Origin of the sequence: Flavobacterium anhuiense (assembly GCF_900101855.1) — a bacterium.
GTDB classification, from domain to species: domain Bacteria; phylum Bacteroidota; class Bacteroidia; order Flavobacteriales; family Flavobacteriaceae; genus Flavobacterium; species Flavobacterium anhuiense.
This window is the reverse complement of record NZ_FMVC01000005.1, coordinates 292,828-305,407: the sequence shown is the minus strand read 5'-3', so window position 1 is coordinate 305,407 and position 12,580 is coordinate 292,828. Positions and strand designations below refer to the sequence as shown.

Genomic DNA, 12,580 nt, shown 5'->3' with positions numbered 1-12,580 from the left:
ATGAAAAAACTATTCCTCCTTCTCTCCACTTCTTTTACAATAATTGTTCAATCTCAGAGCTATTTTCCATTAAGAAATGTAGAAACAAACCTTTCTTCTTTTTCTGGAGTCAACGGTCAATGGATCGCCGTTGAGCCTACTAACAATATATTGGGAGCAAATTATTATCAAGGTTTAAATTTTGGCTTTGATGTAAATAACTATGTTAGTCTTGTAAATGGCGTTGCAACAAATGAATTATATTTTGGAAGATGGGCTTCCGGTTGGAAAGGCTGGAACAGAATCTGGCATTCTGGAAATTTAAACAATTGGGATACTGATTTTACCGCAAAAACTCTAGCAAGTAAAAATATTTATATTAACGTTCCTGGAAGCCAAGATTTAATTAATGCTTTTACTATTGATGTTGGTTCTTTTGGAACAAACGAAAATGCGGCAAGAAGCAGTTATATGCGGGTACGAGATATAGGTGCAGGAGGTAGAGACTTGTTTACAATAAAAGGAAATGGTTTTGTAGGCATAGGAACTCCAAATCCAAGCTCATTGCTTACAGTAGCTGGAAATATTTCATCGCGAGAAATAAAAGTAACAGTAGATGCCGGTGCCGATTTTGTTTTCGAAAAAGATTATGATTTACCTTCTTTAGAATCTGTAGATCAATTCATTAAAGAAAACAAACATCTTCCAGAAATTGCTTCTGCAGAAGAAATGAAAAAAGAAGGAATCAATCTATCTGAAATGAATATTAAACTTTTACAGAAAATTGAAGAGATGACTTTATATATGATTGAAATGAAAAAGCAAAATGACATAATAATAAAAGAAAATGAGTCTTTGAGAAGCAATCAGAAATTAATAGAAAAACGCATTCAACAAATTGAAAATAACCAATAATGAAAAAAATATTTCTAATAGGTATACTAATTCTTTGTTCAAAATACTCATTTGGACAAGTTTCAGGAAGTTTTAATGTTGGAGGAGATTTTGACAAATTTTATCCAGTGACATTTGTTGATAATGGCTGGAATAATAACACTCCAACAAATGTATTTTTATCACGGGCCAACATCCATCTAGATTCTACATGGAGAGGATCGTTAATGGCTTCCTTTAAATACCATGTCACAGGATGGGGACACGGTTCTCAATTTATAGATGCTGATATCAAACCCTCTAGAGGATCTGTTGCAAATTTTATTGCAGGCTGGCGAGATGCCACAGAACAGGGAACGTGCAATTGCATCATAATCTGGCTTCGTGGTGGCGGAACCACGTATTATTACAAATCCGATTATCCGATAAACCCAACCGTATACGATGGCGCACAAAATGCATTGCCTTACAATGAAGTTAACGGACCTGCACATAGTTATAAAACCGTTGTTGAAGAATATGCAACAACAGCTGGAAAATACCAAGAGAAAAATGCTTACTTTATGGCTAATGTTGGCATTGGAACAGTAAACCCAACCTCAAAACTTACTGTTGCTGGAAATATTGCTTCTCGAGAAGTAAAAGTAACTGTGGATGCAGGTGCCGATTTTGTTTTTGAAAAAGATTACAATTTGCTTTCTTTAGAATCTGTAGATCAATTCATTAAAGAAAATAAACATCTTCCAGAAATCGCTTCTGCAGAAGAAATGAAAAAAGACGGAATCAATTTATCTGAAATGAATATTAAACTTTTACAGAAAATTGAAGAAATGACTTTATATATGATTGAAATGAAAAAGCGAAATGATGAAATGGAAAAGGATATATTGAAATTAAAACAACAAAAATAACCCTATGAAAAAACTATACTTTCTACTCTCTTTTATTTTCCTTTTTACTAAAATTTACTCCCAAGTATCTGGAAGTTTCAAAGTTAATGGTGATATTGACAAATTTTACCCTGTTACCTTTTATGATGGCGGATGGGCAGTTAATGCACCAACAAATTTAACTTTAGGAAGAAGTTATGTACACACAGATGCTTCTTGGAGAGGATCGCTCATGTCTCAATTTACTTACCACGTTACAGAATGGGGAAATGATTCCTCATTTATTAATGCCGACATTGCTGCTCCCACAGGCTACTATTTAGGATCCTATTCAAACTTTATTGCAGGCTGGAGAGACGCATCTGCATCAAACGCCGAGCGTAGAATTATTATTTGGCTTCGTGGCGGCTCAACGACCTATTTTTATCAATCAAATTACGCAGTAAACCCTGTCGTTTATGATGGTACACAAAATGCGCTTCCTTATAATGAAGTTAATGGTCCCTCACACAGCTTTAAAACTGCAGTTCAAGAATATGCCATAAATACAGGAGTTTATCAAAACCGAAATGCTTTTTTTGCTTCAAACGTTGGTATAGGGACTATCAATCCAGATGAAAAACTTACTGTAAAAGGTAAAATCCACACTCAAGAGGTTCGAGTGGATATGGCTGGACCATTAGTACCAGATTATGTTTTTGCTGATGACTACAAATTAAAATCGTTGCAAGAAATCGAATCTTATATTAAAGAAAACAAGCACCTTCCTGAAATTCCATCAGCCAAAGAAATTGAAAAAAATGGCTTAATGCTCGCCGAAATGAATATGTCTCTTCTAAAAAAAATGGAAGAAATGACATTGTACATGATTGAAATGAAAAAAGAGAATGAAGAGATGAAAAATGAAAATGAAGAACAAAATAAAGAAATAGAAAAATTAAAAAAAATAACATCCCTTCAACAATAATGAAACTAAAAATAATGCTATCCCTATTTCTATCACACACCATCTTTTCATATTCTCAACAAATAAATGATGGATATGCTACAATTAAAACCGATTGGACACAACCTTTGTTGTCAGGAGGGTATGGTGGAGACAATGCAATAGGTAGAACTCCTGACAATAGTTTTGAATGGCAACATTTGTTTGTTATTCGTCATGGAAATCCAACTAACAATCATCAACTTCAGATAGGCTCTTCATTTACTTCAAATGATAGGTTATTTTTCAGAAAAATTGCTACAGATTTATCATCTTCTAATCCAAATTGGATAGAGTTGGCTACAAGAGGAACAAATAATTTTATAGGAAATCAGAGTTTTTCTGGCAATGTTGGTATCGGAACTACCTCACCTAGAGCTAATTTGGATGTGGCACAATACATACCCAATGGTCAAATAGGTACCGTTTTTGGAAGATTAGGAGAGGGAGATGGTACTGGATCTGGAACTTTCTTAGGAGTTCAAGGGTTTGACACACAAGGAAATGATTATAGAAATGTCAAAAGTTTTTCCATTGTACACAACTTTTATGGAGAAACCAATAGCTCTATTAATTTTTACAGAGGAGGTGGAATAATTGGGGGGTTTATGACTTTTTGCACTGATAACAATAACGAACAAATGAGAATTGCCATTAATGGCAATATTGGTATAGGAACTATAAATCCCGACGAGAAGCTTACTGTAAAAGGTAAAATTCACACCCAAGAGGTTCGAGTGGATATGGCAGGGCCATTAGTACCCGATTATGTTTTTGCAGATGATTACAAATTAAAATCGTTGCAAGAAATCGAATCTTATATCAAAGCAAATAAACATTTACCCGAAGTGCCTTCTGCACAGGAAATTGAAAAAAATGGCCTAATGCTCGCTGAAATGAACATGATTCTACTCAAGAAAATGGAAGAAATGACTCTACATATAATCGAGCAAAATAAAGTAATAAATAAAGTTCAGGAACAACTGCAAAAGCAAAATAAAGAGATTGAAAATCTCAAAAAGACAAACAAATAATTTAAGGCAATATTCTTTACTATGAAATTAAAAAAATATGCAATAATTACAATTTTACTATTTGCTTCGGCATTATCAAACGCACAAAATGACATTAATCAAAACGGATTAAAAACAAGTGTAATCACTAATTTATCGGCAGTTGATACTCAAGCAAGAAGGTATGAAATTGCAACCATAGGTTATAACTCTTATCATTGGCAAACTGGAGGATTACTTATTATTGAATTATTTCAAACTTCATTCGGTACAGGGTACGAAAAGTACATAGTTGAAAACGGTTTTTTACAAGGTGCAAATATTGGATCGCCCATTGTTAAGCTTGTAGAATCACATGGTATCTATCATTCTGGAAAAATTTCTCTAGGAACGCCAATTGACTTAACTTCAACTCTTGGAGATAAAATAAACAGAAAATTGCCCGTTTATTTTGACGTAAGAGATTATGCCACATATAGAGTAAAAATTACTTATTTACAAGAAAAGGTAGATACTATAACCTATGCAAATCAAATCAAAATTGATCAAACTCCCGTTGGAGTTAATATATCTGATTTTAGCGCACCAATTGCATTTGATTATGATTTAAGACTAAACGGATTAGGCGGGAATCATTATATTTTGAATGGAAATTTGGGTATTGGTACAACAAACCCAACTTCAAAATTAACTGTAGCAGGAAATATCGCTTCACGCGAAGTAAAAGTAACCGTAAATGCAGGTGCAGATTTTGTTTTTGAAAAAGATTATAATCTTCCTTCTTTAGAATCTATAGATAAATTCATCAAAGAAAACAAACATCTTCCAGAAATTGCTTCTGCAGAGGAAATGAAGAAAGACGGAATCAATTTATCTGAGATGAACATCAAACTTCTTCAGAAAATTGAAGAACTAACTCTCTACATAATTGAACAAGAAAGAAAAAATAATGACCAATCAAAGAAAATAGAAAAACTAGAACAGGAAAATGAAACTTTCAAATTACTTTCTGAAAGAATTTCTAAACTTGAAAACAAATCAAAATAATATTAGATGAAAAACAAATACTTAATTGCACTAGCTTTCTTTTGCATTAATGTAATTTCAAATGCACAACAAATTGGGGAGGGCTTTGCCTCCAACATAACTGATGTTTCGCAACCTTTAAAATCTGGCATTTATGAAGCTTTAAATCCTGTTGGTTCTATCCCTGATTTAACCTATAGTGGTTGGCAGCACTTACTTGTTTTGAGACATTCAAACAGTCTAAATAATCATGAACTTCAAATCGCATCAAGTTTTACTGAAAATGATAGACTATTTTTTAGAAAAGCTGCTAATTACCAACTTACTTCCTCTAATTCTGTTTGGAATGAATTAGCTACCAGAGGATCAAATAGTTTTATAGGCAATCAAAATATTGAAGGCAATTTAGGAATTGGCACCACAAATCCGCAATCAAAACTTACTATAAAGTCAGGTGGAACTGGTGTCAGTATTCATCCCGGAACGGCTCCTTATTTTGGAACCTTAGCATTTAACAGAGAATCTTTTACTGGAGAAATTTTTAATCCCAATGGTCAGGCTTTTCAAATAAATAATGGAGGTTCAGACAAACACCTTCATTTTCAAGTTTATAATGGAGATGGAACTCAAATAACAAATGATGCTCTTGTAATTAATGGCTTTAATGGTAATGTAGGTATTGGAACTGCAAAAATAGATTCGAAGTTAACCGTAGCAGGAAACATTGCATCTCGAGAAGTAAAAGTAACCGTAGACGCAGGTGCCGATTTTGTTTTTGATAAAGATTACAACCTTCCTTCTTTAGAATCTGTAGATAAATTTATCAAAGAAAATAAACATCTTCCAGAAATTGCTTCGGCAGAAGAAATGAAAAAAGATGGAATCAATTTATCTGAAATGAATATTAAATTGTTACAGAAAGTTGAAGAATTGACTTTGTATCTAATTCAACAAGAAAAGAAAAATCAAAAGCAATCAGAAGAAATAGAAGAATCTAAAAATCAAATTGAGTTATTAAAAAAGGAAAACGAATCTTTCAAATCTACTCTTAAAAAATTATCTCTTTCAGAACAAAATTAAATAATTAAATGAAAAAAATATTTCTCCTTATATTTATTCCCTTGCAGACTTTTATGTTCAGTCAAACATTCGAATTAGGAACCAATAGTTTAAAGTGGACCAGAGAGCAAAAAGACTTTAATAGCCCACCACGAGTTGGTGTAGCAGATATGTCATTAAAGCTTTGGGATAATTATACTGGTGCAAATGCACCTTCTCAATTCGGCACTTTGTTAGAAATTTATGGACAGCATGGCCATTTAATTTCTCACCTTTACTTTAACAATAATTGGGATGGCGGGCAAATCATGTATAGAAGTGCATTTTATGGTCAAGATACTTGGGGAGAATGGCGAAATTTATTGGATTCTAAAAGCGATGTAGTTTCATCTGGTATTTTAAAGATTGGAGGGACAGGAAATAGCGGTATTGGCACAAATAATCCAGAGAAAAAATTTCAAATTGATGCTTCCAATACTGATGCAGGACTTAGAATACATGCTGCAAAAGGCGATAATAATACCAGTACGCCATACTTACTTTTAACTGGTGGATATCTGCCTAATAACGGAGTAGCTTTGAGAGGAATTGGAGACGCAAACTATGGAAGAAAGGCGTTGGTATTTTATTCAGGATGGGATGGAAATACTGATAACCCGGCAATCTCCGATTTGCAAGAAAGAATGCGAATTTCATCAAACGGAAATGTTGGAATTTGCACTATGATGCCCGATTCAAAACTAACGGTAGCAGGAAACATCCATTCACGAGAGGTAAAAGTAACAGTAAATGCTGGCGCCGACTTTGTGTTTGAAAAAGATTATGATTTACCTTCTTTAGAATCTGTAGACAAATTCATAAAAGAAAACAAACATCTTCCTGAAATTGCTTCGGCAGAAGAAATGAAAAAAGATGGGATTAATTTATCTGAAATGAATATTAAATTGCTGCAGAAAGTTGAAGAGATGACACTTTACATGATAAGAATGAATGAACTAAATGACAAACAAGAAAAAGAAAACAAATCATTGAAAAGTAAACTGGAAGTGCTTGAAAAAAGAATCCTTAAAATTGAAAATAAATAATGATACGAAAAATTCAGGTAATAATATTGCTTATTATTTCTAAACATGCTTTTTCTCAAGTTTCTAGCAGTTTTAATGTTGGTGGAGATATTGATAAATTCTACCCAGTTATTTTTTATGATGGTGGGTGGAATAATAATGTACCTACAAATTTGACATTAGGCAGAAGTTCAACACATACAGACTCGTCATGGCGAGGAGCATTAATGGCAAATTTTAAATATCATATTACTAACTATGGCAATGCGGCAAATTTTATTGAAGCAGATTTAGTGTCAAGTGTGCCTTTTATAGCTGGGTGGCGTGATGCAACATCCAATGGTTCCTGTTGGTGTATAATAATTTGGCTTAAAGGTGGAGGAACCACTTATTATTATCAGTCAAATTATGCAGTAAATCCGACTGTATATGATGGAGTACAAAATGCACTTCCATACAATGAAGATAATGGTCCTGCTCATAGTTACAAAACAACTGTAGATCCATATGCAACAACTACTGGAACTTTTCAAAATAGAAATGCTTATTTTAATGGAAATATTGGGATTGGTACTATAAACCCAACTTCAAAACTCACGGTTGCTGGAAATATCACTTCACGCGAAGTAAAAGTAACTGTAGATGCAGGTGCCGATTTTGTTTTTGAAAAAGATTATGACTTACCCTCTTTAGAATCTGTAGATAAATTCATCAAAGAAAATAAACATCTTCCCGAAATTGCTTCAGCAGAAGAAATGAAAAAAGATGGGATCAATTTGTCTGAAATGAATATTAAGCTCCTTCAGAAAATTGAAGAAATGACTTTGTATATGATTGAAATGAAGAAAGAAATCGAATTATTAAAAAAAGCCCAAAACTAAATCATGAAAAAAGTAACCACTATTCTATTTATTCTGACCTCATTTACAACATTTTCACAAATCATTTCCCCAAACGGAAACAATATCTTTTATTATAATGGTATGGCTGATGTTACCTTTAAGTATTCTGATAGAGGTTCAGGAGGAAGAGCTTTTGTACATGCTCCCAATAATGTTTTAGCATTAAATTATGCTGAAGATTTTGCAGGAGGAACCTTGATTGGTAACAATGTTTATTTTAAAGATAATGGAAACTCCTTTATTTATTCCGGAAATTTTGGCATCGGAACTTCAACACCAGCAGGTACATTAGATTTTAAAAAACTAAATTCAAATTTAGTTTTTGATTTAAATACAAATGACATCTGCAAAATAATCAGCAAAGGCTGGAATGCTAATATTGATTTACATACCTTTCAAATAAATGGGAGTTGAAAACCTAAATCAATTACACCTTAACACAAATGGCTATGTGGGTATAGGAACAAATACCCCTAGTGCGCCGCTCACAGTTTATGGAAAATCTCATTTCTTTCCGGCCAGAATTGGCAGTGGAGACGGCCGATTTTTAGAGATAAGCAATACAGCGCGCTTTCCTGATTTTATTGATAATGATTTCCCTGTATTCTTAAAAACAGGAGGAGGAAACCAGCCCTTGGTTTTGGATGCAGCAAGAGTGGGCATTGGTACTGCAAAACCTTCTTCTATGCTTACTGTAGCGGGAAATATTACCTCACGTGAAGTAAAAGTAACCGTAAATGCAGGTGCCGATTTCGTTTTTGAAAAAGATTATAATCTTCGTTCTTTAGAATCTGTAGATAAATTCATCAAAGAAAATAAACATCTTCCTGAAATTGCCTCTGCCGAAGAAATGAAAAAAGATGGAATCAATTTATCTGAAATGAATATTAAATTGTTACAGAAAATTGAGGAAATGACTTTATATATGATTGAAATGAGAAAGGAAAATGAAAAACAAAATGAGGAAATTAGAAATCTTAAAAGTCAATTATTAAAAAATGAAAAATAAACTATTAAAAAAAACAAGTATAGTTGCATTTTTGCTAAGTTCTATTATTTCGTATTCACAGCAAATTGGCGATGGGTTTGCTCCAATCACTCCAGATTTTGGAGCTCCCTTGAAGTCTGGAGTTTATAACGGCACAAATCCGATAGGTTCAACGCCTGACAGCAGTAATCCTTGGCAGCATCTATTTGTTTCAAGACATTTAGATCAAAATAACAATCATCAATTACAAATTGCCTCTTCAATAACAGTTAATGATCGGTTGTTTTTCAGAAAAATTGCGGCCAGTACTTTAATTACATCAAACTCTACTTGGGTAGAATTAGCAACTCGAGGAACAAACACATTTATTGGAGACCAGTATTTATCAGGAAACCAATCAGTCACAGGCAATCTATTTTTGGGGCAACATGGAGAAATCGGCACAATATCTGGTCCTGGAAACAGCGGAGCTATACAGATTAAAACAAATATTAATTATGCTGGATCAAACAATAGATATTTAAGATTAGGGTGGAAAGATAATAATGGCATTTTTTCTCCTTCTTTATCAATTAATGAAGATTTAAATGTTGGTATTGGAACTATAAATCCAACATCAAAACTAACGGTAGCAGGAAACATCCAATCACGTGAGGTAAAAGTAACCGTAAATGCAGGTGCCGATTTCGTTTTTGAAAAAAATTATAATCTTCCTTCTTTAGATTCAGTAGATAAATTCATCAAAGAAAATAAACATCTTCCTGAAATTGCCTCTGCAGAAGAAATGAAGAAAGACGGGATCAATTTATCTGAAATGAATATTAAATTGTTACAGAAAATTGAGGAAATGACTTTATATATGATTGAAATGAAAAAAGAAAATTCTGAAATGAAAAAAGAAATATTAACATTAAAATCAAAAATAAATTAATGCTAATGAAAAATTTTAAAATATTTATAATACTACTTTCCTTTCAAGCATTGTACTCCCAAAATAACTACCCTCCTACTGGACCAGTTACTTTTGATACAAAGTTAAATTTAGGAAATCAAATAGCTCCTCCTAGCACTCCAGGTGAAACAATACGCTTATCTATTACACCATATGGACATACAGGTGGACCATGGCATTTTAAAGCTAGAGACAATGCTTCTTTAGCATTCCTGGATATAGATTATGGAACTACTGGTTCTGCCTTAACCATTAATAGTGATAAAAATATTGGAATAGGAGTAACAAATCCATTTCAGAAATTAGAGGTCAACGGAAACGGATTATTTACTGGTGCAGTTATTAGTTCTATAAGTTCAGATACAGGGGGAAAAATTCAATTAAACAATCCTTCCAAGACCGCAAATCAAACTGCAAGTATATGGGCAATCTACAATATGACAGGCGGTTATGGAAATAGTTTACAATTTTGGGCTTATGATAATTTGGGTTGTGGTAGTGGAATGTGCAATAATAGATTTACCATTATGGATAATGGAAATGTTGGAATTGGCATAACAAACCCATTGAATAAGCTAGATGTAAATGGTACAGTTCATTCTAAAGAAGTAAAAGTTGATATGACTGGCTGGTCTGATTTTGTTTTCAAAAAAGAGTATAATCTCCCAACTTTGGCTGAAGTAGAAAAACATATTAATGAAAAAGGCCATTTAGAAAATATCCCAAGTGAAGAAGAAGTTCTAAAAAACGGAATCAATTTAGGAGCAATGAATTCAAAACTGCTTCAGAAAATTGAAGAGATGACTTTATATATGATTGAAATGAAAAAACAAAATGATTTAATAATCAGAGAAAATGAGTCATTGAAAAACAATCAAAAATCAATGGAAAAACGTATTCAACAAATTGAAAGTAAACGATAAATGAAAAAGATTTTACTTGTATTCATACTTATTCTTTGTTCAAAATATGTTTTTGGACAAGTTTCAGGCAATTTTAATGTTGGCGGAGATATTGACAAATTTTACCCAGTTACATTTGCAGATGGAGGGTGGAATAATAATACTCCAACAAATTTAATTTTATCGCGAGCCAACATTCATCTAGACTCTACATGGAAAGGCTCGTTAATGGCTTCTTTTACATATCATGTCACAGGATGGGGACACGGTTCTCAGTTTATCGATGCTGACATTAAACCATCTAGAGGATCTATTTCTAATTTTATTGCGGGCTGGCGAGATGCCACAGAACAGGGAGCTTGCAACTGCATCATTATTTGGCTTCGTGGTGGCGGTACAACTTATTATTATAAATCAAATTATGCAGTAAACCCGACTGTATATGATGGAGTTCAAAACGCTCTTCCGTACAATGAAGATAATGGTCCTGCTCATAGTTACAAAACAACTGTAGATCCATATGCAACAACTACTGGAACTTTTCAAAATAGAAATGCTTATTTTAATGGAAATGTTGGAATTGGTACTATAAACCCATTGAATAAACTAGATGTAAACGGTACAATACATTCAAAAGAAGTAAAAGTAGACTTGAATGGCTGGTCAGATTTTGTTTTCAAAAAAGAATACAATTTGCCAACACTTGAGGAAGTTGAAAAGCATATTACAGAAAAAGGGCATCTAGAAAATATTCCAAGTCAAGAAGAAGTTCTAAAAAACGGAATTAATTTGGGAGAAATGAATTCAAAACTGCTTCAGAAAATTGAAGAGTTGACATTATACATCATTAAGCAAAATAAAAAAATATCTTCACAAGAAAATAAGATTGAAGAATTAGAAAAAGAAAAAACTGTTCTTAAATCTTTATCTGAAAGACTTTTAAAAATTGAAGAGCAACTAAAATAAACGTCATAACTAATGAAAAAAAATACCGTTTTCCCATTACTAGCATTTTGTATTTTCAATTTATTCTATGCTCAAAGTTCCACTTCATTGATAATAAATGACACTAGATCAATTAATGATGCTCCTAACTTTATTGAACATTCGATTAGAGCAGATTTTAAAGAACGAAGTATAATAGGTGCTCCTGGATATGGTATGTATTCAGCTAATTTAACTATCGCACCATGGGAAGATACTGACAACTCAGGCGGTGCTAATCATCAATTGAATTTTAATGATGGTGGGATTTTTTATAGAAAAGCGTACCCATTAAATTCTCTATGGGGAAAATGGCAACAATTATTAATGACAAATATTGATGGGAATGTTGGTATTGGCACTGAAAATATTGGTTTCCAAACCAGATTACATGTGAAAGAAAATGGAACATCTAATGCTACTTGGCGCGGTCGAATTGTTGCATCTGGAGACTTAAATGCTATCGTAATGGGTGAATATAATGGTAAAGCATGGTTTGGAGCACATAATTCTCTATTAAACGCATGGAGTGATTTGATAATTCAAGCTGATGGAGGCAATGTAGGAATTGGCATGATTAACCCCAAAAACAAACTAGACGTAAAAGGAACCGTACACTCACAAGAAGTAAAAGTCGATATGGAAAATTGGTCTGATTTTGTTTTCAAAAAAGAATACAATTTGCCAACACTTGAGGAAGTTGAAAAGCATATTACAGAAAAAGGGCATTTAGAAAATATTCCAAGCGAAGAAGAAGTTTTGAAAAATGGAATCAATTTAGGAGAAATGAATGCTAAACTACTTCAGAAAATTGAAGAGTTGACACTTTATTCTATTCAGCAGAATAAAAAAATAGAAGAGCAGTCAAAAGAGATTGAATCATTAAAAAGTTTAGCTTTGCGCGTAGCAAAATTAGAGAAAGAATCTGCTCAGAAATAAAAA

At 32.9% G+C, this 12,580-nt stretch carries 14 protein-coding genes; all 14 read left to right on the top strand.

The window, feature by feature from the left end:
* From BLP44_RS15135 to BLP44_RS15070, 14 genes are read left to right on the top strand one after another with little or no spacing between them, the layout of a single operon-like run.
* Window positions 1–894, top strand: coding sequence for a hypothetical protein (locus BLP44_RS15135; RefSeq protein ID WP_091134174.1), 894 nt, complete (start codon window positions 1–3; stop codon window positions 892–894).
* Complete coding sequence (locus BLP44_RS15130) at window positions 894–1,784, top strand: tail fiber protein (protein ID WP_091134172.1); 891 nt, start codon at window positions 894–896, stop codon at window positions 1,782–1,784. The genes BLP44_RS15135 and BLP44_RS15130 overlap by 1 nt, the downstream gene beginning before the upstream one ends.
* A gap of 4 nt (window positions 1,785–1,788) precedes the next feature.
* Window positions 1,789–2,730 (top strand): tail fiber protein, encoded by a 942-nt coding sequence (locus BLP44_RS15125; protein ID WP_091134170.1) that lies wholly within the window; start codon window positions 1,789–1,791, stop codon window positions 2,728–2,730.
* A gap of 14 nt (window positions 2,731–2,744) precedes the next feature.
* The gene (locus tag BLP44_RS15120; protein WP_139159210.1) at window positions 2,745–3,782 is read left to right on the top strand and encodes a tail fiber protein; all 1,038 of its coding nucleotides are present in this window, start codon (window positions 2,745–2,747) and stop codon (window positions 3,780–3,782) included.
* A gap of 21 nt (window positions 3,783–3,803) precedes the next feature.
* Window positions 3,804–4,808, top strand: coding sequence for a tail fiber protein (locus tag BLP44_RS15115; RefSeq protein WP_091134166.1), 1,005 nt, complete (start codon window positions 3,804–3,806; stop codon window positions 4,806–4,808).
* A 6-nt stretch (window positions 4,809–4,814) separates the two neighbouring features.
* Window positions 4,815–5,867 carry a tail fiber protein gene (locus BLP44_RS15110; RefSeq protein ID WP_091134164.1) on the top strand — a complete coding sequence of 351 codons (1,053 nt, stop codon included), beginning with the start codon at window positions 4,815–4,817 and terminating at the stop codon, window positions 5,865–5,867.
* 8 nt (window positions 5,868–5,875) lie between these two features.
* The gene (locus BLP44_RS15105) at window positions 5,876–6,931 is read left to right on the top strand and encodes a tail fiber protein (RefSeq protein ID WP_139159209.1); all 1,056 of its coding nucleotides are present in this window, start codon (window positions 5,876–5,878) and stop codon (window positions 6,929–6,931) included.
* A complete protein-coding gene (locus tag BLP44_RS15100; protein ID WP_091134160.1) occupies window positions 6,931–7,791 on the top strand; it encodes a tail fiber protein in 861 nt (286 codons plus the stop codon). Before BLP44_RS15105 ends, BLP44_RS15100 begins: the two co-directional genes overlap by 1 nt.
* A 3-nt stretch (window positions 7,792–7,794) precedes the next feature.
* Window positions 7,795–8,226, top strand: a complete 432-nt coding sequence (locus BLP44_RS15095; RefSeq protein WP_091134159.1) for a hypothetical protein — start codon at window positions 7,795–7,797, stop codon at window positions 8,224–8,226.
* The gene (locus BLP44_RS15090) at window positions 8,216–8,821 is read left to right on the top strand and encodes a hypothetical protein (protein WP_091134157.1); all 606 of its coding nucleotides are present in this window, start codon (window positions 8,216–8,218) and stop codon (window positions 8,819–8,821) included. The genes BLP44_RS15095 and BLP44_RS15090 overlap by 11 nt, the downstream gene beginning before the upstream one ends.
* Window positions 8,811–9,731 carry a hypothetical protein gene (locus tag BLP44_RS15085; protein ID WP_091134155.1) on the top strand — a complete coding sequence of 307 codons (921 nt, stop codon included), beginning with the start codon at window positions 8,811–8,813 and terminating at the stop codon, window positions 9,729–9,731. The genes BLP44_RS15090 and BLP44_RS15085 overlap by 11 nt, the downstream gene beginning before the upstream one ends.
* A gap of 5 nt (window positions 9,732–9,736) precedes the next feature.
* Window positions 9,737–10,675 carry a hypothetical protein gene (locus BLP44_RS15080; protein ID WP_139159208.1) on the top strand — a complete coding sequence of 313 codons (939 nt, stop codon included), beginning with the start codon at window positions 9,737–9,739 and terminating at the stop codon, window positions 10,673–10,675.
* Window positions 10,676–11,620 (top strand): hypothetical protein, encoded by a 945-nt coding sequence (locus tag BLP44_RS23060; RefSeq protein ID WP_211516886.1) that lies wholly within the window; start codon window positions 10,676–10,678, stop codon window positions 11,618–11,620. It begins immediately after the preceding gene.
* A gap of 12 nt (window positions 11,621–11,632) precedes the next feature.
* A complete protein-coding gene (locus tag BLP44_RS15070; protein WP_244511789.1) occupies window positions 11,633–12,577 on the top strand; it encodes a cell wall anchor protein in 945 nt (314 codons plus the stop codon).
* The last annotated feature ends 3 nt before the right edge of the window (window positions 12,578–12,580 follow it).